General features: G+C 65.2%; 21 protein-coding genes and 1 pseudogene. 10 read left to right on the plus strand and 12 right to left on the minus strand.

Annotated features, from left to right (window positions below; translation table 11 throughout):
* Nucleotides 1-27: 27 nt before the first annotated feature.
* From AC1DUR_RS19645 to AC1DUR_RS19665, 5 genes are all read right to left on the minus strand, one after another.
* On the minus strand, nucleotides 28-1,926 hold the full coding sequence (locus tag AC1DUR_RS19645) for a dipeptide ABC transporter ATP-binding protein (RefSeq protein ID WP_477721998.1): 1,899 nt from the start codon (nucleotides 1,924-1,926) through the stop codon (nucleotides 28-30).
* A 70-nt stretch (nucleotides 1,927-1,996) separates the two neighbouring features.
* Nucleotides 1,997-2,929 carry an isoaspartyl peptidase/L-asparaginase family protein gene (locus AC1DUR_RS19650; RefSeq protein ID WP_477721999.1) on the minus strand — a complete coding sequence of 311 codons (933 nt, stop codon included), beginning with the start codon at nucleotides 2,927-2,929 and terminating at the stop codon, nucleotides 1,997-1,999.
* 50 nt (nucleotides 2,930-2,979) lie between these two features.
* The gene (locus AC1DUR_RS19655) at nucleotides 2,980-3,939 is read right to left on the minus strand and encodes a MurR/RpiR family transcriptional regulator (protein WP_477722000.1); all 960 of its coding nucleotides are present in this window, start codon (nucleotides 3,937-3,939) and stop codon (nucleotides 2,980-2,982) included.
* 369 nt (nucleotides 3,940-4,308) lie between these two features.
* Nucleotides 4,309-4,611 carry a hypothetical protein gene (locus AC1DUR_RS19660; protein WP_477719385.1) on the minus strand — a complete coding sequence of 101 codons (303 nt, stop codon included), beginning with the start codon at nucleotides 4,609-4,611 and terminating at the stop codon, nucleotides 4,309-4,311.
* A gap of 130 nt (nucleotides 4,612-4,741) precedes the next feature.
* Nucleotides 4,742-5,308, minus strand: a complete 567-nt coding sequence (locus AC1DUR_RS19665) for a flavodoxin family protein (RefSeq protein ID WP_477719386.1) — start codon at nucleotides 5,306-5,308, stop codon at nucleotides 4,742-4,744.
* A gap of 104 nt (nucleotides 5,309-5,412) precedes the next feature.
* On the opposite strand from AC1DUR_RS19665, the gene AC1DUR_RS19670 reads away from it, so the two are divergent.
* Nucleotides 5,413-5,826, plus strand: coding sequence for a VOC family protein (locus tag AC1DUR_RS19670; protein ID WP_477719387.1), 414 nt, complete (start codon nucleotides 5,413-5,415; stop codon nucleotides 5,824-5,826).
* A gap of 15 nt (nucleotides 5,827-5,841) precedes the next feature.
* Here AC1DUR_RS19670 and AC1DUR_RS19675 read toward each other — a convergent pair whose 3' ends face one another.
* Nucleotides 5,842-6,477: a LysE family translocator gene (locus AC1DUR_RS19675; RefSeq protein WP_477719388.1), complete on the minus strand. Its 636-nt coding sequence runs from the start codon at nucleotides 6,475-6,477 to the stop codon at nucleotides 5,842-5,844.
* A 59-nt stretch (nucleotides 6,478-6,536) separates the two neighbouring features.
* Nucleotides 6,537-7,064 (minus strand): hypothetical protein, encoded by a 528-nt coding sequence (locus AC1DUR_RS19680; RefSeq protein WP_477719389.1) that lies wholly within the window; start codon nucleotides 7,062-7,064, stop codon nucleotides 6,537-6,539.
* A gap of 126 nt (nucleotides 7,065-7,190) precedes the next feature.
* Between AC1DUR_RS19680 and AC1DUR_RS19685 the strand changes: the two genes are divergently transcribed.
* Complete coding sequence (locus AC1DUR_RS19685) at nucleotides 7,191-8,141, plus strand: helix-turn-helix transcriptional regulator (RefSeq protein WP_477719390.1); 951 nt, start codon at nucleotides 7,191-7,193, stop codon at nucleotides 8,139-8,141.
* A gap of 50 nt (nucleotides 8,142-8,191) precedes the next feature.
* Here the strand turns inward: AC1DUR_RS19685 and AC1DUR_RS19690 are convergent, their stop codons facing one another.
* Entirely contained in the window at nucleotides 8,192-9,529 is a 1,338-nt protein-coding gene (locus tag AC1DUR_RS19690) for a D-amino acid dehydrogenase (protein ID WP_477719391.1), read from the minus strand.
* 116 nt (nucleotides 9,530-9,645) lie between these two features.
* On the opposite strand from AC1DUR_RS19690, the gene AC1DUR_RS19695 reads away from it, so the two are divergent.
* The 3 genes and pseudogenes from AC1DUR_RS19695 to AC1DUR_RS19705 all read left to right on the plus strand — a co-directional run bounded on the left by AC1DUR_RS19695 (nucleotide 9,646) and on the right by AC1DUR_RS19705 (nucleotide 14,950).
* Nucleotides 9,646-10,560 (plus strand): LysR family transcriptional regulator ArgP, encoded by a 915-nt coding sequence (locus AC1DUR_RS19695; protein ID WP_477719392.1) that lies wholly within the window; start codon nucleotides 9,646-9,648, stop codon nucleotides 10,558-10,560.
* A 34-nt stretch (nucleotides 10,561-10,594) separates the two neighbouring features.
* Nucleotides 10,595-10,747 (plus strand): annotated as a pseudogene (locus tag AC1DUR_RS19700) (ABC transporter substrate-binding protein); the annotation flags it as partial.
* Between the two features lie 141 nt (nucleotides 10,748-10,888).
* The gene (locus AC1DUR_RS19705; RefSeq protein WP_477722001.1) at nucleotides 10,889-14,950 is read left to right on the plus strand and encodes a PAS domain S-box protein; all 4,062 of its coding nucleotides are present in this window, start codon (nucleotides 10,889-10,891) and stop codon (nucleotides 14,948-14,950) included.
* Nucleotides 14,951-15,095: 145 nt separating this feature from the next.
* Here AC1DUR_RS19705 and AC1DUR_RS19710 read toward each other — a convergent pair whose 3' ends face one another.
* Nucleotides 15,096-15,647, minus strand: a complete 552-nt coding sequence (locus AC1DUR_RS19710) for a hypothetical protein (protein WP_477719394.1) — start codon at nucleotides 15,645-15,647, stop codon at nucleotides 15,096-15,098.
* A gap of 316 nt (nucleotides 15,648-15,963) precedes the next feature.
* Between AC1DUR_RS19710 and AC1DUR_RS19715 the strand changes: the two genes are divergently transcribed.
* Both AC1DUR_RS19715 and AC1DUR_RS19720 read left to right on the plus strand, forming a co-directional pair.
* On the plus strand, nucleotides 15,964-16,539 hold the full coding sequence (locus tag AC1DUR_RS19715) for a TetR/AcrR family transcriptional regulator (RefSeq protein ID WP_477719415.1): 576 nt from the start codon (nucleotides 15,964-15,966) through the stop codon (nucleotides 16,537-16,539).
* A 109-nt stretch (nucleotides 16,540-16,648) separates the two neighbouring features.
* Nucleotides 16,649-19,252 carry a CHASE domain-containing protein gene (locus tag AC1DUR_RS19720; protein ID WP_477722002.1) on the plus strand — a complete coding sequence of 868 codons (2,604 nt, stop codon included), beginning with the start codon at nucleotides 16,649-16,651 and terminating at the stop codon, nucleotides 19,250-19,252.
* A gap of 50 nt (nucleotides 19,253-19,302) precedes the next feature.
* On the opposite strand, the gene AC1DUR_RS19725 is transcribed toward AC1DUR_RS19720, so the two are convergent.
* Entirely contained in the window at nucleotides 19,303-20,190 is an 888-nt protein-coding gene (locus tag AC1DUR_RS19725; protein ID WP_477722003.1) for a metallophosphoesterase, read from the minus strand.
* 173 nt (nucleotides 20,191-20,363) lie between these two features.
* Between AC1DUR_RS19725 and AC1DUR_RS19730 the strand changes: the two genes are divergently transcribed.
* Entirely contained in the window at nucleotides 20,364-20,786 is a 423-nt protein-coding gene (locus AC1DUR_RS19730; protein WP_477719397.1) for a VOC family protein, read from the plus strand.
* 215 nt (nucleotides 20,787-21,001) lie between these two features.
* Nucleotides 21,002-21,178, plus strand: a complete 177-nt coding sequence (locus AC1DUR_RS19735) for a hypothetical protein (protein ID WP_477722004.1) — start codon at nucleotides 21,002-21,004, stop codon at nucleotides 21,176-21,178.
* Nucleotides 21,179-21,227: 49 nt separating this feature from the next.
* On the opposite strand, the gene AC1DUR_RS19740 is transcribed toward AC1DUR_RS19735, so the two are convergent.
* The gene (locus AC1DUR_RS19740) at nucleotides 21,228-22,238 is read right to left on the minus strand and encodes a Bug family tripartite tricarboxylate transporter substrate binding protein (protein ID WP_477722005.1); all 1,011 of its coding nucleotides are present in this window, start codon (nucleotides 22,236-22,238) and stop codon (nucleotides 21,228-21,230) included.
* Between the two features lie 193 nt (nucleotides 22,239-22,431).
* Nucleotides 22,432-23,403: a LysR family transcriptional regulator gene (locus tag AC1DUR_RS19745; RefSeq protein WP_477722006.1), complete on the minus strand. Its 972-nt coding sequence runs from the start codon at nucleotides 23,401-23,403 to the stop codon at nucleotides 22,432-22,434.
* A gap of 171 nt (nucleotides 23,404-23,574) precedes the next feature.
* On the opposite strand from AC1DUR_RS19745, the gene AC1DUR_RS19750 reads away from it, so the two are divergent.
* Nucleotides 23,575-24,108: a hypothetical protein gene (locus AC1DUR_RS19750; protein ID WP_477719401.1), complete on the plus strand. Its 534-nt coding sequence runs from the start codon at nucleotides 23,575-23,577 to the stop codon at nucleotides 24,106-24,108.
* Nucleotides 24,109-24,126: the final 18 nt, after the last annotated feature.

Genomic DNA, 24,126 nt, shown 5'->3' on the forward strand with positions numbered 1-24,126 from the left:
TTGAGGGAAAGCGGGTCGATACGCGGATCAATAGGCGCCGGCAATGCGGTGCTGCGCCACAAAATGGCCGGGGCCGACTTGCACCAGCGGCGGCACCACGGGTTCGTCGCCGGCGGCGCGTATCGGGCTGGGAATCTCGCCCGACAACAGTTCGCGCTTGAGGTGGCGCCGGCTCGGGTCGGCCACCGGCACGGCCGCCATCAGCATGCGGGTGTAGGGGTGCTGCGGATTCTCGAAAATGGCGCGACGCGGGCCGATTTCGACGATCTGGCCCAAAAACATCACGGCCACGCGGTGACTGATGCGTTCGACCACCGCCATGTCGTGCGAGATGAACAAAAAGGCGATGCCCAGCTCGCGTTGCAGGTCCAGCATCAGGTTGACGATCTGGGCCTGAATCGACACATCGAGCGCCGACACCGACTCATCGGCAATCACCACCTTGGGGTTGAGCGCCAGTGCACGCGCGATGGCGATGCGCTGGCGCTGACCGCCCGAGAACTCGTGCGGGTAGCGCTGGGCGTACTCGGTGGGCAGGCCGACTTTTTTGAGCAGCCAGTCAACCCGCGCCTGCGCTTCCTTGCCCTTGGCAATCTTGTGCACCAGCAACGGCTCCATGATGGAAAAGCCGACGGTGACACGCGGGTCGAGCGAGGCGAACGGATCCTGAAAGATGAACTGGATATTGCGCCGCAGCCCTTGCAGCGTGCTGGTGGGCAGGTCGCGAATGTTTTGCCCGCCAAACTCAATCACGCCGCTCTGGCTTTCAACCAGACGCAGCAGCGATCGGCCGGTGGTCGATTTGCCGCAACCTGACTCACCCACCAGTGCCAGCGTTTCGCCGGGCCGGATGTCAAAGCTGATTTTTTCCACCGCATGGACGCGGCGTGCCACGCGGCCAAAAAGTCCGCTGCGCACGTCAAAGCGTGTCACCAAATCCTGCACACGCAAAATCGGCGCGCTGCCGGGCTCGATCGTGTCTTGCGGCTGAGCCGCCTCGCGCGGTGCGGCATCGGCTTCCTCGGTGCGCAGCAACTCAAACTTGAGCGGCAGCTCGGTGCCTTCCATCGCGCCCAGCCGTGGCACCGCCGACAGCAGTGCGCGGGTGTAGGGATGGCGAGGGCGGGCAAAAACTTCTTCGGAGGCGCCTTCTTCCACCTTGTCGCCGCGGTACATCACCAGCACGCGGTCAGCCACTTCCGCCACCACGCCCATGTCGTGCGTGATGAAGACCACGCCCATGCGCATCTCGTCCTGCAGCGCGCGTATCAGCTGCAGGATTTGCGCCTGGATGGTCACGTCAAGCGCCGTGGTGGGTTCGTCGGCAATCAGCAGCGATGGTTTGCACGACAGCGCCATGGCGATCATCACGCGCTGGCGCATGCCGCCCGAGAGCTGGTGCGGGTAGCGGTCCAGCACATTGCGCGCTTCGGGAATGCGTACGAGGTCGAGCATGCGCAGGGCTTCGGCGCGTGCGGCGCTCGCGCTTTTCCCCTGATGCTCCTGGATGGATTCTGCAATCTGGTCCCCGGCGGTGAACACCGGGTTGAGCGAGGTCATGGGCTCCTGGAAAATCATCGCGATGTCGGCGCCCCGAATGCTGCGCAGCGTCGCGTTGCGCGCCTGCGCCAGGTCAAGCACCTCGCCGCTGCGGCGCCGAAACGCCATGCTGCCGTGGATGATGCGGCCGCCGCCATGTTCGACCAGGCGCATCAGCGCCAGCGAGGTGACCGATTTGCCCGAGCCCGATTCGCCGACGATGGCCAGGGTCTCACCGCGGTCCACGTGGAAGGAGAGATTGCGCACCGCATCGACCGTGCGCTCGGAGGTGGTGAAGCGCACCGACAGGTCGTTGACGGCCACCACCCGGTTGTCGGGCAGGTACAGGGCGCTGGGTTGAGAGGCTTCGGCCACGGTGGATTGCATTGCGGTGCGCTTTTGTGTGGAGGTGTGTGGAGATATGTTGGAAGTGCAAGGAGCGTGCCGCAGATGGCGATCAGCGAAAGATCGCGGTTTGCGGTGTCTCGCCGACGCGGGCATGGCCGCGGTACATGCCTTCGGTGTTGAAGGGAAGACTCAGGTTGCCCTGCGCGTCGACGGCAATCAGGCCGCCCCGTCCGCCCATGGCGGGCAGCACGTCCATCACCACCCGCTGTGCGGCCGCGTCCAGGGACAGGCCGCCGTAGGCCATGCGCGCGCAGATGTCGTAGGCCGCCGCGGTGCGTATGAACATTTCGCCGGTGCCGGTGCAGGAGACGGCTGCCGTGCGGTTGTCGGCATAGGTGCCGGCGCCGATCAGGGGCGTGTCGCCGACGCGGCCGGGCCGTTTGTTGGTCATGCCGCCGGTGGAGGTGGCGGCGGCCAGGTTGCCGTGCGCATCGAGCGCGACAGCGCCCACGGTGCCGAATTTGCGGTCATCATCCAGCGGCGCCGCGCCGGCTGCAGAGGGACGGAACACCAGGGCCGCGCCGTCATGGTCCAGCACCGCCTTGTCGGTGGACAGTGCGCGGCGCAGTTGCTCGCGACGGGCCTCGGTTGAAAAGTAATCGGGCGAAACCATCTCCAGCCCCAGGCCTTCGGCGAAGGCTTCGGCACCGGCGCCCACCAGGAGCACATGTTCGCTGTGCTCCATCACGGCGCGGGCGGCGCGCAAAGGGCGGCGCACGCGGCTCACGCAGGCTACCGCGCCGGCGCGCAGGGTGGCGCCGTCCATCACGGCAGCGTCCAGCTCATGGGTTTCGTCATGGGTAAAGACGGAACCATGGCCGGCATTGAAGAGCGGGCAGTCTTCCAGCAGGTCAACAGCCAGGCTGACGGCGTCGAGCGCGCTGCCGCCATCGGCCAGCAATTGCTGCGCGGCCAGCAGGATGCCGTGCAGGGCGGCGTGGTAAGCCGCGTCCTGCTCTGTGCTGATGTGCTTGCGGCTCATGGTGCCGGCGCCACCGTGGATGGCAATGAGGGGGAGGGGCTTGGGCGGTGTCACTTGGGGGCCTTTGAGGATTTCGATTTGGCGCTGGCCTTGCGGGGCGCAGGCGCTGCGGCCTCGGCCACGGCGCGCAGCCGGCCGCTATGGCTGCCGTGCAGCCAGGGCAGCACCGATTCGGCCAGCTGCGTCGCCGCCTTGAGCGAGCCCTTGGCGCGGTGGGCGACCGCGCTGCACAGGGCCTCGATCAGCGCCAGGACCGTGGTCTCGGAGTTGGCAAAGTACTGGCTGTCGGTGTGAGCGTAGAGCGAGACGGTGGCCAGCGGCGCCAGCGGCGACGTCACGCGATCGGTCAACGCCAGCACCGGCACGCCGGCGTCGCGCGCGCGGCGCGCCAGCAACACGGTGTCGGCGATGTAGCGCGGGTAGGCGATGGCGATCAGCAAGTCCGTGGGCTGCAGGCGCGTCAGGATGCGCGCGGCGTGGGATGAGCCCTCCATGCCGGCCAGCAACTGGACGTTGTCGCAATACTGATCCAGGCCGCGCAGCAATAGCCCGCCCAGCCAGCTGCTGGCACCAAAGCCAACGATGTAAATGCGCTGCGCGCTCAGGATGGCATTCACCGCCTGCTCGCAGCTGTGGGCATCGAGCGATTGCCGCGTCAGCTCGATGTTGCGCTGGCTCTCCGCCAGGGCGGTGGCAAATACGTCGGCCACCGTGGCGGGGTGTTCGAGCGTGCTGCGCAGCTTCTCGACCGGGGCCAGCGTGGTTTCAAAACCCAGCACCAGCGCTGCGCGGAACTGCTGGTAGCCGTCAAATTCGAGCGCCCGCGCAAACCGGTTGGCGGTGGCCACCGAAACCCCCAGCGTGGCGGCCAGCTCGTCGATGGGCATGGTGGCGGCCTGCAAGGGGTGGGCGAGCACGTAGTCGGCCATCTGCCGGTGCGAGCGTGTCAACGTCGGCAACACGCGTGCAATGCGCTGTGCCATCGAGGGGTTGCCGGGAACAGTTGTCATCAGGGTCAGGCGTGAAATGAATGTATATAAATTTACAAAACGACTCATGATAGCGAAATTTTTGATCATTTGGAATCGGTACCAACCCCCGCGATGCGCTGTCCGGCGATGGCAATGGCCTCGCTCAAGGGACGGGCTTCAGACACCGGCGCTGGAGGGTTGGCACGGTTCAGCGCGCCAGTTTCTTGATGAAAATGGCCTATAGGCAGCGTAATTAGGATGTGGAGTGCTATTAAAGCAATAGCAAGCGATGGGTAGCGGACCCGGTTGATGGGTCAGACCGAGTGCCGGAGGGCGGCGCAGGAGAGGGAGCGGACGGTGGAGGTGCGGGGTGCACTGAAAGGGAAGGGGGCGCCCGCCGGCGGGCGCTCAGGACTTGAGCTTCTTATAGGCCCGGTCCATTTCGGGCGCCTTGCTGGTGTCCTTCAGCCCCTTGCGCACATCCCGCTCGGCCTGCTCGATGAGGGGGCTGGTCTGTTCGCCGGTCGTGTTGACCGCCTCGTCACGCTCATGCGGCAACTCCAGGCTGCTCTCCACGGACCGGTCTGCCGGTGTGATGGGCTGATCGGGTAGCGGCCGCTGGGCGCGTGGCGATTTGCCGGGCATGCCTTTGCCGGCAGCGGGTTGATCGACAGGTTCGCCGGGCGGTCCGGCCGGTTTGTGTCTGGGCATATGCCCGAGTCTGGACGCCCTGTTGTTGCGCTGCTGTCAGCCCGAAAAGCCACCGGCTGTAGGAAAAAGCCACGTTGCCGAAGCATGAAGCCATTGCCGCACACCATCGGCAGCCGCACGGGCTCCGGGATCAGCCGGCCAGGAAAGTAGCGGCTTGCGCCACGGCAGCCGCATCGGCCTTGACCGCGTCGGGCGGCCCGCCCTTGCCCCACAGCTCGCCGCCGTAAGCCATGGCCATGAATTGCGCGCAGAGCCTGATCGAGTCCATCATGGGCTGCGCCTTGGCGCGGTCGCCGCTGGTGGTGACCAGCCACAGCTTCTTCTTTGCCATCTCGTCCTTGAAGGGCAGGCCCGGCACGCGCATCCACGCGCTCCAGTGGTCCAGGTAAATTTTCAGCGGCGCCGGAATGCTGTACCAGTAAACCGGCGCCACGAACACGATGTCGGTCGCGGCCAGGGTGGCATCGAGCAGCGTTTTCATGTCGCCTGCCGGCATGTCGTACTGCCCGGTGGTGTGGCGCTGGTCCACGAACAGCGGCAACTGCATGCGGGACAGGTGATGCCAGTCCTGCGGCGTGCCGGGAGGCAGCGCGGCGGCGGCCTGCCGCGCCAGCCATTCGGTGTTGCCCTGCGCGCCGGGTTCACGGGTCGAGGTGGCCAGAAAAAGAAAATGGGGGTTCTGCTGCATGGCGGCCATGGTACTGGCTCCGGCAGGTCTTTGCGCGCGCAGGGTCTGGCCGTGCATGCCAGAATGACCGCGATCGGTATCCAGGCCTTCTTTAATTTTTTTTCGGGGCTTTCATGATCCATATCCGCGAGATTGATCACATCGTCCTTCGGGTCATTGACCTGCAGCGCATGCTCGGGTTTTACACGGGCGTGCTGGGCTGCACCGTTGAACGCCGGCAGGACGACATCGGCCTGGTGCAGCTGCGCGCCGGGCGCTCGCTGGTGGACCTGGTGCCGGTGGACGGCAAGCTGGGGCGGGCCGGTGGTGCGGCGCCCGGCGCGCAAGCGCGCAACGTCGACCATTTCTGCTTTCGCGTCGAGCCCTTCGATGCGGTTGCCATTCGCGGGTACCTGGCCGCCAACGGCGTGCAGGCGGGCGAGGTGGAATCCAGGTACGGCGCGGAAGGCGAGGGACCTTCGATTTACCTCACCGATCCCGAAGGCAACACCGTGGAACTGAAAGGCCCCCCAGGCCCGCCCGCCTGAACACCATCGGCACGGTCACAGCTGGCGCCAGCCCTGCCAGGCGGTGAAGGCCGCGCTCAGCATCAGCATGGCGCCAACTGCGCGCGCCAGGGCAATGCTGGCCGCGGGGCGGCTGGCCAGCCACCGGCGCGTGCCGCCGGCCGCCAGCGCCAGCGAGCCATAAACCCCGGTTTGCGTGATCGCAATGATCAGCCCCAGCGCGATCGCCTGCAGCCACAGCGAGCCGTACTCAAGCCGCAGGAACTGCGGAAAGATGGCCAGCATGAACAAATAGGCTTTGGGATTGAGCAGGCAGGTGAGTGCTGCCTGCCGAAAGGTGCGCCATGGTGAGTGCGAATGGACGGCGGGCAAATCACCAAAGACGGAGGTGCTTTGAATCAATGACCAGCCTATCCATGCGATGTAGGCGCTTCCCGCCAGCAGCATGACGTGGACCATGCCGGGAACGAGTTGCAGCAACAGTCCCAGTCCCAGCACGCCGGCCACCACATGGCACATGCCGCCGGCCACAATGCCGCTGACCGCGAAGAGGCCTGACCTGCGCCCGCCGGTCAGCGAGCTGGCCATCACAAACGCCATGTCCATGCCGGGCAGGACGATGATGCCCAGCACCATCAGGAAAAACAGCCAGAGATGGGAGAAGTGGTCCATGGGTGACGTGCCCTTTCTTTTTCAGCAGCGCAGCAATTCATCAGCAATTCATCAGCAATTCAGTAACGGGCTGCGTAGTAGGCAGGCCGGGTCAGGGTCATCACCCAGTTGGTTTCCCAGTGACGCCCGCCATCCGCCGAGAAGGCCTGCTCCCAGCGGGCCCTGCCCGGCGTGATCTCCGACCACAGAAAGCGCACCCGGACCGGCCGGCCCTCGTGCGTGTCGGCGCCTTCAAAGCGGCCGATGCCCTTGGCAAAGGCGCCGACCACAGGCGGCTGCAGCAAGCCGTCGCCGCGGCTCACCCAGTAAATGCTCCACTGCCGCGTTTGCGGGTTGAAAAAGCGCAGGGCCATGCCGATCACGCCTTGTCCCTCCACCATCAGGTCGTTCATGTTGCCCAGGCCACCCAGCAGCAAGGCGCCGTCCTGGACGGCCTCGAAACTCTCCCATTCGGTGCAGCCCTGCAAGCGTTTGAGCAGCCGCTGGTTGCTGACCAGCCAGCGCCCGGTGATGAAATTGAAGTCGTGGCGTCCATCGGTGAGCTGGATGGGTTGCGCGGCCTGAGCGGGATTGGCGGTTTGCGTCATGGTGATTTTTCCGAAAGAAGCGGTGAGCAGTGGGTGAGCAGTGCTGGTCGTGAAGCACCGTAAAAATCCAGTCTAAAGAAGTAATAGGGCGATTTCAGTCCTAATTACGGAGTAGACTTTTTGACCATGTATTCCCCGACCACACGTGTGCTCACGGTGCTGGAATTGCTGCAGGCCCACGGCCGGCTGAGCGGCGCCGAGCTGGCCCGGCGGCTGGAGGTGGATGGGCGCACGCTGCGCCGCTACATCGCAAAGCTCGAGAGCCTGGGCATTCCGGTGGTGGCGGAGCGCGGTCGTTATGGCTGCTACAGCCTTGTCGCCGGCTTCAAATTGCCGCCCATGATGTTCACGGACGACGAGGCGCTGGCGCTGTCGATCGGCTTGGTGGCCGCTCGCGGGCTCGGGTTGGCCGAAGCGGCGCCTGCCGTGCAAAGTGCGCAGGCCAAGCTCGAACGCGTGATGCCCGGCAAACTGAAAAACCGGATACGGGCCCTGGGCGAGACGGTGACGCTGGACCTCACCCAGGCGGTCGCGCCCGGCGACAACACGGCGCTGCTGGCCCTTAGTGCTGCCGCCCATGGCTGGCAGCGCGTGCACCTGAGCTACCAGTCGGCCGACGGCGTGGTGACCGAGCGGGACTTTGATCCCTACGGCCTGGCCTACCGTGGTGGGCGCTGGTATGTCGTCGGCCTGTGCCACCTGCGTGGGGGACTGCGCTCATTCCGGCTGGACCGCGTGCAGCAGGTCCAGCCGCTCAATGCGGTGTTCACGCCGCCGGCGGATTTCAATGCGGTGCAGCACCTGGCGCTGGGCCTGGCCACCATGCCGCGGGCAATCACGGTCCGGGTCTTGTTGCACGCGGATTTGCAGTGCGCGCAACAGGCGCTCCCCGAAAGCATCGGCGTGTTCCAGCCCAGTGAAGAGGGGGTGTTGCTGCATAGCCAGACCGACCATGTGCCCTGGTTTGCGCGGCAGCTGGCACGGCTGCCGTTTGCCTTCGAAATTCAGGAGCCGCCTGCCCTGCGCGAGGCGCTGCGTGCCTGGGCGCAACAGCTGCTGGACCAGCATGCGGCATGACACGCCATGTCCGCACGGGCCGCCCCAGGGCGTTGGGGCTTGTTCCGGCCCTAGGCGGCCAGGGCTCTTTGCGGCTCGCGGGGACGGTCAAACCCGTAAAAACCGAAATTCATGGCCGGCGTTTCGCCGCTGATCAGTTCGGCCATGGCCTTGCCCGAGCCGGCACCATGCGTCCAGCCCAGCGTGCCGTGGCCGGCATTCACCCATAAACGGCCTACTTTGGTCCTGCCGATGTAGGGAATGTTGGTCGGCGTGGCAGGGCGCAGGCCGGTCCAGAAATTCGGCTCGCCGCCTTCTTCCGCCAGCCGGGTGTCGCAGACGCCGGGCAGCACCTGTTCAATGCGGTCGGCCAGCATCCTGCAGCGGGCTTTGGCCAGCGGCGTGTCCAGCGACAGGTTGTAACCACCCACTTCGATGGTGCCCGCCACGCGCAGGTGGTTGCCCAGCCGGCTCATGGCGCACTTGACCTCGTCATCAATGGTGCTGACGAAAGGAGCCAGCTCCGGCTTGAGCAACTTGAAGGTGGCGCTGTAGCCCTTGCCCGGGTAGATGGGCAGATCGACGCCAACCGTGCGCAGCAGCGGCGCCGTGTAAGAGCCGCAGGCCGCCACCACCTCATCGGCCTGGAGGTGAACAATATTTCCGCGTTTTCCGTTTGCCGTACGGGCGCGAACCGCGACCGATTCGATCGCACCGCCGGCCTTCTCAAGGTGGTCGATGTCGTGGCCGTAGAGGAAGCGGACACCCCGGTCGGCGCAGCGCCGGGCCAGCGCCTGGGTGAACATGCGCGCATCGCCGCTTTCATCGCTGGCGGTGTAGGTGCCGCCCACGATGCGGTGTGCAAAAGACTGGAAGGCGGGCTCGATGGCGAGCAGCTCGGCGGTGCTCACCACGCGCCGCGCCACGCCGTATTTCTGCATCAGCACCGCGGCGTCGCCGGCGGTGTCAAACGATTTTTGGTCGGTGTAGTAATGCGCGATGCCGCGTTCCAGCCGCTTGTATTCAATGCCGGTGGCGTTCACTACGTCCTTGAGGGCGGCGTGGCTGTAGGCGCCCAGCGCCACCAGTTGCTGCACGTTGCGTTCAAAGGCGGCGTCATTGCACTGGGCCAGAAATTGCAGGCCCCAGCGCCATTGATGGATGTCCAGCTTGGGGCGGAACAGCAGCGGAGCATCATTGCGGAACATCCACTTCAGCGCCTTCAGTGGCGCATCCCGGTTGGCCCAGGGTTCGCAATAGCTCACGGAAATCTGCGCGGCATTGGCGAAACTGGTTTCCAGCGCCGCATCGGCTTGCCGGTCCACCACGGTCACGTCATGTCCGCGCTCCAGCAAGTGCCAGGCGGTGCTCACGCCAATAATTCCCGCGCCCAAAACAACAACTTTCATGACCGTTCCTTTCCGTCCTTTCCGTGCGTTGGAGTGTGAAGGATGTTGCTTTCAATTAAAAGAAAAATTAAACTATCAGTGAAAACATCAGCCTGGCTAATAGTGAGGGAGTTGCCATGAGTACGTTTGACCCGGACGCGCTGGAGTGTCTGGCCGCGATTGTGGAAGAGGGTGGTTTTGAGCGCGCCGCCCAGCGCCTGTCGATCACGCAGTCGGCGGTGTCGCAGCGCCTGCGCGCGCTGGAGGCTCAGGTCGGCACCGTGCTGATCGTGCGGAGCCGGCCACTCAAGCCGACCTCCGCGGGCCAGTTGCTGCTCAAGCACACCAAGATGCTGCGTCTGTTGCGCGCCGACCTGGAGCGTGACCTCAAGGAGCTGGCACCGAGCTCGCTGGGCGGCGCGCGCGAGGAAGAGCGCATCTCCATTGCCATCAACGCCGACAGCATTGCCACCTGGGCCATGCAGGCGCTGACCGATCTGGCGCAGCAGGGCCTGCCGATGGAAATCATCGCGGACGACCAGGACTTCACGCAGGAATGGCTGCGCGAAGGCCAGGTGCTGGGCTGCGTCACCACGCTCAGGCAGGCCTTGCGCGGGTGCAAGGTGGTCTCTCTGGGCGCCATGGAATATGTCGCCGTGGCCGCACCGGCGTTCGCGCGGGACAGGCTGGCCAACTCGACGTTGACCGCCCACAATTTCCGCGACATACCCTTCGTGGCCTTCAACCGCAAGGACGACATGCAAAGCGAGTTCGTCGGCAAGGCCTTCGGGCTCAAGCGTGTCACGCTCAACCAGCTCTTTGTGCCGTCGTCGGAAGGCCAGGTGCGTGCCGTGCTGGCGGGTTGGGGCGCCAGCGTGGTGCCGCGGCTGCTGGCGCAGGGGCTGATCAATCAGGGCCTGCTCGTCAATGTGCTGCCCACCTGCACGCTGCCGATCCAGCTTTACTGGCATTGCTGGAATCTGGAGTCCGAAGTGCTGGATGCGCTCACCGCGGCACTGCGGCAGGCGTCGGCCCTGTCGCTGGTGCCTTGATGCGCGGGGCGGCAGCCGCCAGCCTGCCACCAGCGTGGTGGCTACCTATGACCAGCCTTTCAGCAAGCAGGACAAGGACGCCGCCACGCAGAACATGCTGGTGATGGGCATGGTGAGACATGGCGCGGTCACGTTTGCTTACCCCGAGGACGCCAAGCGCAACCTGTTTGTGCAGCGCAAGCAGTAGCAACAGTAGCCCGCGCGCGTCTGCAAGCCGGCGAGCCATAGCCCGCGGACCGGCCTATTTACAAACATCGCTGCTTTCCGCACACTCAGGCAAGATGCGTGCGTGGCGCTGCATCGCCGCGAAAGGCACAAGGTAACCGGGATGCTGAGTTGGGGAGGGCTTCGTTTTCGTCTGGTGCTGCTGGCGCTGATTGCGCTGGTGCCGGTATTTGCTCTCTTCGCTTATTCGGCCGCCAAAAGCCGGGAGACGGCGCTTGAGCTGGCACGGTCCAGGCTGCAGTCCGACGTGCTGCTGGCGGCGGCACACCAGCAGCGCCTGGTGGACCGGGTCGCACAGCTGCTCGGCGACATTGCCAGCGGGCCGTCGGTCAAGGACACGCGAAACCGGGGGTGCGTGCAGTACCTCAAAAACCTCCAGTCGCAGGATTCAGCCTATGTCAACCTTGGGGTGGTGGACCTCGACGGCAAGGTCTCCTGCCATGCGATGGAGGCCGGCTTCGAGGTGTATGCGGGCGACCGGTCCTTCTTCCGGCAGGTGCTGGCCGGCCGGAAGTTCTCGGTGGGCGACTACAGCACGGGGCGCGCCAGCGGACGCACGGGGATCAGCTTTGCCGTGCCGGTCTACAGCAGCGAAGGCATCCTCAATGGCGTTGCGTTTGCCGCGCTGGACATCGGCAGGATGACGGAGGCTCTGGCCGCCGGCCCGGTTCTGGAGGGTGCCCGGTTGCGGCTGATTGACCGGCGCGGCACCGTTGTGGCGGTGCACCCCGCCGGCTCCGGCCTGCAGGGCAGCCGGGAGCGCGATGCCGTGGTGCTGGACGCCGCGCAGGCCCGGCAGTCAGGCATGCGCGAGGCCGCGGATGCGGGCGGTGTTGAGCGCGTCTATGCGTATGCGCCGGTCGGTGGCACGGCTGGCGACGGATTGTTCGTGGCTGTCAGCGCGCCGCGTGACGTCATCATGGCCGGTCCGCGCAAGGCGTTTCTCATCAATCTGCTGGCCCTGCTGGGCATGACGGGGTTTGGCGTGGGCTGCGCATGGTGGCTGGGTGTCCGCTCGATTGTCAAACCGGCCGGCGCCATTTTGACAAAAGCCCACGAGATCACCGGCGGCAATCTGGAGGCGCGCGTCAAGCTCGGCCCGCTGCACCCTGGCGAGTTCGGCGAAATTGGCTCGTCTTTTAACCGCATGGCCGAGTCCCTGCAGGCGCGCAAGGATGAAGTGGGTGCCGCATGGCGCCGGGTAGACAAGGAGCGCGCCTTGCTGGACCTCACCATCAACAGCATGAGCGAGGGTGTGGCGGCGGTCGATACCGAGGGGCGCTTTCTGCTTTTCAACGACACGGCGGGCAAGCTTTTTTCGACCGCCGGGCCCGGCACGTCGCTGGACGCGTGGCGCCGTGACCACGAATTGCTGACGCTCGACGGAAAAACTGTCTACGCATCGGCGGACCGGCCGCTGACGCAGGCCCTGCGCGGCGCTACGGTCGATAACTGGGATGTGCTGTTTCGCAAACCGGGCCTTGAAGACCGCGTCTTGAGGGTCAGCTCCAGGCCGCTGCGGGACAGCGACGAGCAACTGATAGGCGCGGTGGCGGTGTTCAATGACATCACCGACCTGAAGGCTGCGGAAAGTTTTTCCCGCGATCAGCAGGAAGTGCTGGCGCTGATCGCCGGAGGCGCCCCACTGTCGAAATCGCTCCAGGCCATTGTGCGGCTCATCGAAGGCCGGGTGGCCGGCGGTCTGTGCTCCATCCTGCTGGTGGACGGCCCACAGCTGCGGCATGGGGCTGCGGGCGGCTTGCCGGAGAGCTTCATGCAGCTGATCAACGGGCTTCCCGTCGGCCCGGGAGTGGGCGCCTGCGGCACGGCCGCTTTCCTGAAGCAGCCGGTGATTGTGGAAGACATCGCGACGGACCCCCTGATGAAGGACTTCCGCGAGGTGGCCAGGACTTACGGCCTGCAGGCCTGCTGGTCCACGCCGGTGGTGTCGGGCGAGGGCGAGGTGCTGGCGACGTTCGCCGTTTACCACCGCACACCCCGCCGGCCGCGGGACAAGGACCGGGATCTGCTGGATACCGCAACCCGCCTGGCCCGCATCGCACTGGAGCATGCCCGCGCGCAGGCGGCGCTGGTTGGCAGCGAGGCGCGCTTTCGCGAGCTGGCGGACAACATCCAGGAGGTGTTTTACAACCGCGACGCCCGCACCGGCCGCATGCTGTACGTCAGTCCGGGCTACGAAAGGATCTGGGGGCATAGCTGCGAGAGCCTCTACGCCGATCCCAAGTCCTATCTCGGTGCCGTTCTGCCCGAAGACCGGCCCGTGCTGAAGCTCGCTGACGAGCTCACAGAGGCCGGCAAGGTCTCCGATGTGGAGTACCGCATCACCTCCCCGGATGGCCAGACGCGCTGGATACGCGATAACTCCTACCCGGTGTTCAATGCCGCGGGCGAGCTCGAGCGCGTGGTGGGCACGGCACGCGACATCACCGACCGCAAGCTCGCCGACCTGGCGCTGGCCAGCACCAACCGTGCGATGCAAATGCTCAGCCGCTCCAGCGTGGCCCTGAACCGGATCGATGACGAGGCTGGCCTGCTGGCCGAGGTTTGCCGCGTGGCCGTTGAGGCGGGCAGTTACCGCATGGCCTGGGTGGGGTATGCGCAGGACGACGAGGCAGGCAGCATCCTGCCCGTGGCCCATTTCGGCCACGAAGATGGCTACCTGTCCTCGATCCGGCTCAGCTGGCTGGACAACGAGGCGCTGGGGCAGGGCCCCGCAGGCCGCGCCATTCGCAGTGGGCAGCCCCAGCAGACTGGTGACATCGCGCAGGCCGACCATCGTTTCAAATGGAAGGCGGCCGCCTTGCAGCGGGGCTACCGAAGCGCTCTGTTTTTGCCCTTGTGCGATGGGCCGCATACTTTTGGCGTGCTGGGGCTGTATGCCGGCGAGGTTCAGCATTTCTCCAGCGACGAGGGCAAGCTCCTCCAGGAGCTTGCCGACAACCTGGCCTTTGGCATCATCAGTCTGCGTGCCCGGCTGGAGCGCCGGCGGGGGCAGGAGGCCGCGCGTGAAGTCGCGGCCAAGGTGCGCGAACAGGCCTCGCTGCTCGACCGTGCGCAGGATGCCATCATGGTGCGCAACCTTGACAGAACCCTGCGTTACTGGAACAAGGGCGCGGAACAGCTGTACGGCTGGACTGCCGAAGAGGTGCTGGGCAAGACCATGGAGGAGCTCATGTACCGCGACCCGCAAGTGCTCATCAACGCGATGAACCGGACTTTGGCCAACCATGGCGAGTGGACCGGCGAGCTGGAGCAGGTGGCGCGCGATGGCTCCATCGTGTACATCGAGGCGCGCTGGACGGTGGTGCGCGATGAGCACGGCCAGGTCAACGGCGTGCTCGGCATCAACACCGACATCCGCGAGCGCAAGCGGGCGCATGAAGAAATCCTGCGTCTCAATACCAGCCTGGAAGAGCGCGTGCAGCAGCGCACCGCGCAGCTGGAGTTTGCCAACAAGCAACTGGAAGCTTTTTCCTATTCGGTTTCGCATGACCTGCGCACGCCGCTCAGCGCCATTGACGGGTTCAGCGATCTGCTGGACAAGGCCCTCGCCAAAACAGTCGCTGGTCCGCAGGCCGATCGCAGCCGGCACTACCTGTCGCGCATCCGTGCGGGCGTCTCGCAAATGGGCGAACTGATAGATGCCATGCTGTCGCTGGCGCAGGTGTCGCGCGCCAGCCTGCGCTGGGAGCGGGTGGACCTCAGCGCCCTTGCGCTGGACGTGCTGGGCCGCCAGCAGGACCGGGAACCCGGCAGGGTGGCGCAACTGCATGTCGAGCCGGGCCTGGCGGCTCAGGGCGATCCGCGGCTGCTCCACCAGGTGCTCGAAAACCTCCTGGGCAATGCCTGGAAATTCAGCGCCGGAGCGGCCCGTACCGAGATCACCTTTGGCCAGCAGGCCGGCACCGCCGGCGAAACGGTTTACTTTGTGCGGGACAAGGGCGCGGGTTTTGACATGGCTTATTCCGAAAAGCTCTTCGGCCCATTCCAGCGCCTGCACTCGCCGTCCGAGTTTGCCGGAACCGGCATCGGCCTGACCACGGTCCAGCGCATCATCGCGCGCCATGGCGGAAGGGTCTGGGGCGAGGCTGCGCTTGGCCGCGGCGCGACGTTTTACTTCACGCTGGGCGCGGCGAGGCTTTAAGCGGACAGGCCTGCGGGCGGGGGGCTTAGAGCCGCTAACAAAACCCTCCTGGCGTCGTTGTGCCGCCTTGGCCGTTACAGCACTGTCTGCGGCGGCACTCCTAGCCAGGACCGCTTCGCTGGGTTTTGTTTGCGGCTCTTAGGGCTTAAAGGCCATGCGCCAGCAGCGTCTCACGCAGGGTCTGGGCCTTGTCGGGATCAAACTGCCCCTCGACCCTGGCCAGTACGTCTCCCTGGCGGTTGACAACGACGGCATAGGCCTGGTCGGTGCCATTCAGGCCCGCGGCCCGCACGAAGCTGGCACGGTCGGTGAACACCGGCACCAGCCGGGCCCGCTCGGCATCTGCGGGATAGTGTTGCCGCAACTTGTTTTCGATCGCGCTGCGGCCTGTCAGCGTTCCCGGGTCATGGAGGACGGGCATGCGCATCCAGGCAATGGACGGGTCGTTCCTCAAATCGAGTCCCTGGATCCAGCTTTCAACCTGGGCGCGCTGGCCTCGCTGGAAGGTGATCAGCGCCAGGGTGCGGTCAGAAGGCAGCCCCTCCGGGATCGTCACGGGTTGCTGCTGCAGCGTCTGCGTCATCGCGGCCGGCAAACGGCCCATCACGCTGGACTCGTTGGGCGCCACCAGCGCAAAAGCAAAGGCGAGGCTTGCCGCTCCAAGCCAGGCGCCAAGGTACGACGTTGTGTTTTTCATCACGCTTCTCCCTGGGGACCGGTTCACATTATGTTGCGCTGCACCTTTTCCAATCCCTTTCCTGCAAATTACATCCAAACGCAGGCTTTGCGCAAATCAACAATTGGAACAAAGTGTGATTACCGTTGGGTAGCACCTTGGCCAACAAGTTCACAAAACATTTGCTGCGTCCAGCTTCGCGGCCTGTGGCTGCGCATGTGGCCTAAAATGCCGCATGTCTCCCCGCAGTCCCGTCATCGCCAGCAGCGCCGCAGCTGTCACAGCCAAAATCAGCGCACTCAAGGCCAGCCCGGCCCGGGTTCCATTCAAGGTGCAGATGCTGCAGGCGCGCGAAGAGGCGATTGTCCAGGCGGCCAATCGCCTGCTGGCCGAAAAAGGCTTCGACCTGATGACGGTTGACCAGGTGGCCGCCGACGTGGGTATTGCCAAGGCCAGCCTTTACAAACACTTTTCCAGCAAGGAAGACCTGGCGGCAGCAGCCATGGTGCGGGTGTTGGGCCATGCCCGGACATTTCTGGCCGGGCTGGCCGCCGGCGCGCGGCCCCTCGATCAGCTCAAGGCCGTGGTGCGCTGGATGATGCAGATGCAGCTGGCCGGGGAGATGCCCTCGCTGCCCAGCCAGAACTCCAGCCTGCGTGCCGCGTTGATGGCCAACAAGGTTTATCTTGACGGGTTGATGGTGATCAGCGCCCAGATTGGCGGCTGGATTGAGCGGGCTCAACAGGATGGCAGCCTGAACCCGGCCTGGCCACCGCTGCTGGTGCTTTATACGCTGTATGCACGGGCCTGCGACCCGGTGCTGGAGTTTCTGAAGGCAGGCGGACAGCACAGCGATGCAGAGATTGTCGAGCTGGTGCTGGGCACCTGCTTTGACGGGCTGAGCAGCCGGTAATTCTGCCGCGTCTGACTGGAATCACGTTGCACCATGTAACCTTTCCGGCGGCGCCTGCTGCCGAAGCGACCCCCCGTAGACGCCTCCCCCGGCCGATCCTGGTCTTGCCATGAGCCGGCAGGTATTGCCCGCTGAACAGCCCTCCATCACCAGCCAGCGTGCCGCCGCGGGCATGGCGGCGCTGGCGCTGGCGGTGGGGCTGGTGTTCACCGGGCTGGGGGTGTTCTGGGTGAATGACGGTATCCAGGCCGAAGCCAGGGCGCGCTTTGGCCGCCAGGTGGACCGCCTCCAGGCCGATGTGGAAACCCGCCTGAACGCGCCGTTGGTGGGCCTCAGGGGTGCGGCCGGTGTTTATGCGGCCAGCCATTCGGTGGAGCGTGCGGAGTTTCGCGCCTATGTGGAGTCCACGCAGATCCAGCACGAGTTCCCCGGCGTGCGCGGCTTTGGCTTGCTGGCGCGGGTGCTGCGTGATGACCTGGGCCGCTTCGTCAGCGCAGAACGGAGCGATGGCGCACCCGCCTTTTCGGTCAACGCGCCTGGCAACGCGCCCGATCTTTATGTCGCGAAATTCGTCGAACCCGAGGCTGACAACTACCCCTTGCTCGGTGAGGACCTGGGCGCCGATGCCGTGCGCCGCGAGGCCATCGAACGGGCCGTGGCGACCGGCACGCCGACATTGAGCAAGGAAGTCCTGTTGTTGGGAGCCTCCCGGCAGGACCGTGGATTTGTCTACCTGCTGCCGGTTTTCCGGACTGGCACCGACCCCTCAACACCGGCGCAACGCAGCGCGGCCTTGATCGGGCTGCTGTTTGCGCCCCTGGTGGTTGCCGAGGTCATGGACGGTGCGGCCGCGGCCGTACAGGGACAGGCTGACTTTGAACTCTTTGACGGCGCCAGCGCCACGAAGGATCAGCTGATTTATGACTTTGACGGGCATCTGGCCTCCAGCAAGGGCGAGATTGGCCCGGCGCACTATACCGGCCGCCTGATTCACGCGTCACGCGCCATTTCAGCGGGCGGGCGTATCCTCACGCTGCATGTCAGCACGACGGCCGCTTTCGAGGCGCAGGCCGCGAGCCCTGTGCCGACCCTGCTGGGCCTGGGCGGTGTGGCGCTGAGCCTGTTGCTCGCGGTATGCATCTGGCTGCTCGGAAGCAGCCGGGCGCGGGCCCTGGCTGCGGCCCAGCACATGATGCTCAGCCTGGCCCATGAGCAGCAGCGTCTGCTTAGCATGGTGGAAGGCACCAATGTTGGAACGTGGGAGTGGAACGTGCAGACCGGCGACCTCCGCCTGGACGAGCGCTGGGCCGGGATCATCGGCTACAGGCTGGGCGAGTTGCAACCCGTCAGCATCCAGACCTGGCGCAACCAGGTGCATCCCGATGACCTGGCGCGTTCCGACGCATTGCTGCAGCAGCATTTTGCCGGCCAGACGCCTTACTATGACTTCGAAGCGCGCCTGCGCCACAAGGATGGCCGCTGGGTCTGGGTGCTGGCGCGGGGCCGGGTATCGGAGTGGACCAGTCAGCGCAGGCCTGACCTGATGGCGGGCACCCTGATGGACATCACCGAGCGTCAGACGGCCCAGCTGGCCCTGCGCAACAGTGAAGAGCATTTCCGCCAGCTCTACGAAACCAGCCTCGACGGCATTTTGCAGACCCGGCCCGATGGCCAGGTGCTGCATGCCAACCCGGCCGCCTGCGAGCTGTTTGGCATGAGCCTGGACGAACTGCGGCAGCGTGGCCGGCACGGCCTGGTCGACCCCAACGACGCGCGCCTGGAGCCGCTGCTGGAGGAGCGCCAGCGCGAAGGCAAAGCTTACGGCGAACTCCGGATGCTGCGCAGTGACGGCTCCCACTTTGAGTGCGAACTGTCCTCGTCGATGTACCTCGATCACGGCAATGAGGCCTGCGCCAACGTTGTGCTGCGCGACATCACCGTGCGCAAGCGCTCGGAAGCGCGCATCACCGAACTGAACACCGAGCTGGAGCAGCGGGTCAAGCGGCGTACCGCGCAGCTTGAAGCGTCCAACCGGGATTTGCAGGAGTTTGCCCATTCGGTGGCGCATGACCTGCGCCAGCCCATCATTGCCATCGGCGGCTTCAGCGGTTTGCTCGAACGCATGGTGAGCGATCCCCATGGCAAACACTACCTCGCGCGCATCAAGGCGGGTGTTCAGCAGGCGGGTGAGCTGACCGAGGCCCTGCTCGCGTTGGCCAATCTGTCGCGCGTACAGCTGCGGCCACAGCTGGTGGACCTTAGCGCCATCGCGCGCGGCGTGATGGACAACCTGCAACTGCAGCAGCAAGGTACGCGCGTGGCCAGTATCTGCATTCAGGATGGCCTGGTGGCGCGGGCCGACCCCATGCTGCTCAGGCTGGTCATGGAAGAGCTGCTGGGTAATGCCTGGAAATTCACGTCGCGGCAGAGCTTTGCTGAAATCAGCTTTGGCGTGCGCGAGGTGGCCGTCGGTGAGACGGCCCAGACGGTGTATGAGGTCAAGGACAACGGGGTCGGTTTCGAAATGGCGCATGCCGGCAAGCTGTTTCGCAGCTTCCAGCGCCTGCATTCCCCGATGGACTTTCCCGGTGCCGGGGTGGGTCTGGCCAACATTCGCCGAATCATTGCGCGCCATGGTGGGCAAATCTGGGCCCAGTCGGCCATTGGCCAGGGCGCCAGCTTCTGTTTCACGCTCGCACATCCCCGGCCCTGAGAGGGTCTGCCGGGCTGCCTCCCTGCCTGTTTGTTTGTTTGGGATTGCTGTCAGTGGTGTCGCGGCTTGTCCCCGTAAGTGGAGGGTTGGTCGCCAATTTCGATCAGCAAATCGGGCTTGAACGCCAGCTGCTCGCCTTTGCGCGCATAGCCTAGCGGGTTGGCCACCACGCGGCAGCCATCCTTCACGTAATCAACCGGGCAATGCAGGTGGCCATGCAGCCACAGATCCGCGCCGGCGAACAGCTCGTCCAGCGAATTGCAAAATCCTGCCGTGCCCGGTACCAGTCCGTAGCGTGGGTCGGCACTGAGCAGGCTGGGCGCGAAGTGGGTGATTACTACGGTGGGTCCGTCAAAGGGCGCCGCCAGCGCCTGCCGCAACCAGGCCTGGCTTTTCAGGCCTTCTTCCCGCACGGCCTCGGCCAGCATGGGCTGGCCGCCGCGAAACGCATGGTGCCTGTTCAGGTAGAAATTGGCGGCGCGAAAGGCTTTTTCGCGGGCCTTGCGCTGCGCTTCATCGGTGACGGTCCCCGTCCGCGCCGCAGCGATGGCGAGCGCATCAAAATCGGTCCACAGCGTGCAGCCGATAAAGCGCACACCCTGCAGCACCACGGTTTCACGCTCCAGCCAGATCAGGCCCAGCCGCTCGCAGGTTGCGCGCAGCCGCGCCTTTGTCTCGTCAAAATCCAGCCCGTCGTACTCGTGATTGCCAGGCAGGAAAAACACCGGCGTCGGCCAGCCCGCGCCCCCCTCGCTGACCGGCAGCGGCGAAAACCGCGCCAGGCCGAAGTCGCTGATATTCAGGCTGCCCAGCTGGGAGCCATTCTGGTAGGAGCCGATGTCACCGGCGAGCACCAGCAGGTCGGCGCCGGGCAGGGGCCGCGCCCTGAAATGTGGATCGGATTCGAGGTGCAGGTCGGACAGGAGCTGGATGTTCACAGGGTGATTGTGCGGGAAGAGCGCTATCCCTCGCCATTCCCCGTGCCGCCTGCGCCCCGACCACGCACCGGGGCTTGAAAAAAGTTGTCCGGGTGATAGGCTGGTTCATGCGCTCTTGCACTCTTGCATTGATGCATTCCTGAATGCGTCAGACCATCACCGGAGAAGCTGCCATGAAACCGCGCATCACCCTGATTACCCTGGCTGTCGACAACCTCCAGGCGTCCCTGGCGTTTTACCGCGACGGGCTCGGGTTGGCCACGCAAGGCATTGTGGGCGAGCAATTCGAACACGGTGCTGTCGCCTTCTTTGACCTGCAGTCCGGCCTCAAGTTGGCGATCTGGCTGCGCGATTCCCTGGCGCATGACACAGGCGTGGCCAAGTCGGCGCGCAGCGCCACCGAGTTTTCAATAGGGCATAACGTGGCAACGCGGGAAGAGGTGGATGCTGTCATGGAGCAGGCGCATCGGGCGGGCGCGAAGATCGTCAAGCCTGCCCAGCCCGCCTTCTGGGGCGGCTACGCCGGCTATTTCCAGGACCCGGACGGTCACCTGTGGGAGATCGCCTGGAATCCCCAATTCGGCATCACGGAATAGGGGAAGGGCCATGAGGCCTTGGCCGGGCCGCACATCCGTCCTCCGCCGCGCCTGCAAGTCAACGGGCACTGGGCCCCGTCGCCGGGGTCATGTCCGGCTGCCGGCCTAACTATGCGGGTTTTGCATGGTTTTCGTGCCTGTCTAGGCTTGTAAACCTAGGGAAAACCCTTAATCTAGGTTCATTGCAACTTTTCGCCCCCTTGGGCGGTGTCGACATGTACAGCCTGATTTCCCTGATAGTCCGTTTTTTGCCCTCAGCGCAGGGTGTTGCCCCGGTCAACGGTGTGGCGCACAACCTGATGGAGCGTGCCGAATCCCGTGCCGGCCGCCATCCGCGCCAGGCCCAGGAGCTGCGCGACGCCGCCCGTGCCTACCTCAGCGTGATTCGCTGAAGCCGTCCGTAAATCTCGCCGGGGGCCGCGCGCGGCGTCGAACCGCCCGTTAAAGCTTGACGCCTGCGCCTTTCACGGCTGGCGCCAGCACGGACACCTGCTCGCGGACAAAGCCGGTGAAGGCCGCGCTGCTGACCGGGCTGGTGGTGATGCCCAGGTCCAGCATTTTCTTTTTGACTTCGCTGCTGGCCAGGATCTCGTTGCACGCGGTATTGAGCCGCGTCACCATGTCGGCGGGCAGGTTGGCCGGCCCGCTGAGGCCGAAAAAGTTGTCCAGCACCAGCTTGCGGTAACCAAACTCCACGACGCTGGGCACATCGGGCACCAGGGGCGAGCGATTCGCCGACGTCACGGCCAGGGGCACCAGCTGGCCGCTCTTGAAGTAGGGCACAAAGGCTGTCAGCACATCAATGCCGATGGGGATCACGCCGGCAATCAGGTCGGTCGTCATGGGCGCACCCCCGCGGTAGGGAATGTGCACCAGGTTCACGCCCATGGCTTTTTTCATCAGCTCGCCATAGATATGGCCGATGGAAGCGGGGCCGCCCGAGCCAAAGTCGAGCCGGCCGGCCTTGCGGGCCTGTGCTTCCACGTCGGTGATGGTCTTGATCGGCGCGGCCGGGTTGGCCATCACCACGCAGGGCGCGTTGCCGATCAGCGCAATATGGGTAAAGCCCGCCACCGGGTCGTAGGGCTGCTTTTCCAGCGCAAAGGGGCCGATGGAAATCGGCGTGGAATTGCTCAGCATCAGGGTGTAGCCGTCGGCGGGCGCCTGGGTCACCACCAGCCCGCCCACGCTGCCGCCGGCACCGGGCCGGTTGTCCACCACCACAGCCTGGCCCAGCTTTCGACCCAGCTGTTCGGCCATGACCCGGGCCACGATGTCGCTGGCGCCCCCGGCAGGGAAGGTGACCACGATCTTGATCGGCTTCTCGGGCCAGGCGGCGAGTGCCGGCAGTGCCACGCTGGCAGCGCCGGCAGCCAGCACCTTCAGTGCGGTGCGGCGCGGCAGGCGCTGGTGGGATGAGGTGAGGCCGGTAGGCAGGACGGGATGAGGCATGGCAGGCTCCTGAAAACAGCAGAAAAAACTGTGTGCAACAAGCGGTGCAAAAAGCATGCCCCAGAGCAAGGGGCATCCCGGTCAGGTTCAAGTCGCTATCAATAAAGTAGCTGAACTCCCGGACATTATTGGGCTATTCCGCCGATTTGTCCCAAAGAGTTGTCTGGTCGCCGCCGGCCGATGGTCAGTTCGGTCAGCTCGAAAAGGCCTTGTCGGCCGCCCGCAAGACGGCCTCGCGCAGCCACACGTGGGCGGCGCGCTGCTGCGAGCGGCGATGCCACACCGCGTCCACATGCACCGGCGACACGTCAAAGGGCAGGGGGCGCAGCACCAGCTGCTCGGCGATGCCGGTGACGCTGACAAAATGGCGTGGCAACACCGTCAGGAGGTTGGAATTGGCCACCACCCGCCCTGCCGTAAAGAACTGGTTCACCGTCAGCACCACCTGGCGCTCGCGCCCCAGCGAGGCCAGCGACTCGTCAATAAAGCCATACGGCCGGCCTGAAAAGCTCACCAGCATGTGCCGCGCGGCGCAGAAGCGGTTGAGCGTCAGGGGGCCGCTGGCCAGCGGATGCCCTTTGCGCATCACGCAGACATACTCGCCGTCATACAGTCGCCGGTGCTGGAAGGGCATGGGCTCGCCGCTTTGGGCATGGGCCGTCAGGTCGGCCAGCACCGAGGGGAAATAACCGACCGCCAGGTCGCAGGCTTCCTCGTCCAGCAGGCGCCGCGGGTCGCGCGTGGTCAGCGGTATCACCCGCATGGACACCCCCGGCGCCTCCTGCTCCAGCGTCTCGGTCAGCCCCGGTATCAGTTCCGCCGCCGTGGCGTCGGCCATGGCCAGCACAAAGGTGGTGCTGGCATTGCCCGGCACAAACTCGCTGGGGAGCAGCGACTCCTGCAGCTGCTGCAAGGCCTCGCGCACCGCCGGCCAGATGGCGCGCGCGCGCGGGGTGGGGGCCATGCCCTGGCCGCTGCGCTGCACCAGTTCGTCGCCCAGTGTTTCGCGCAAGCGGCGCAAGGCATTGCTCACGGCCGGCTGGGTCAGCGACAGGTTGCGCGCCGCCCGCGTCAGGCTGCGTTCGGCCATGACCTCATCAAACACGCGCAGGAGGTTCAGATCGAGGGTACGGAAGTTGGTTGGGCTCAAGGGGCGCTCCTTCATTAACGGGCCGGGCGAGGTGGTGTGGCTTGGTTTGGCCGGGCCTGGTTATCACCATTGTGAATGATGTTTATCATAAAGATAAAGTTGAACAACATCAGTAATTACCCTAATATCCTCTTACCCGCTGCCAATCTTGCCAGTCGGGGCAGTTAACCAACGGAGGAGTTCACCATGACCAGCTTTGTCAATATCAAGTATTCCAACCAGCACCCCGGCGTCGCCCGTGTTGAGTCGGCCATTGATGCCGCCAAGCACCTGCGTCAGAGTTTCTCCGGCACGCGCGGCCTCGCCACGCTGCTGCTCTCCGCCATCGCCGCCGCAGTGATGGTGGTGGCCTACCAGGTGATGGACAGCGTCACGGAAGGCCATTTGCTGGTCATGTGGATCGCGCTCTGGGCCGCGGCCTTCGCTGCACTGGCACTGTTTGCGAGCACCGCGCGCAGCCTGGCAGCCCAGCTGAGAACCGGTCTGGCTGACTGGTCACAGAGCCTGGCACAGGCCCGCGCCGACCAGCGCATGTGGGCTGCGGCCAGGAATGACCCACGCGTGATGGCCGACCTGCAGGCCGCAATCCTGCGTGAAGAAGCCAACGCCGAGATCGCGCAAGCTGCACCGGCCGCCGCTTCGACACCGGTCACGGCAGCAGAGCGTACGGTGAAACTGGGCAGTTCGGTGATGCGCGCTTACCAGCGCAACTACATCTGAACTTCTGAGCCCCGGGTC

The sequence above is a fragment of the Polaromonas sp. P4_F4 genome, from assembly GCF_056401355.1.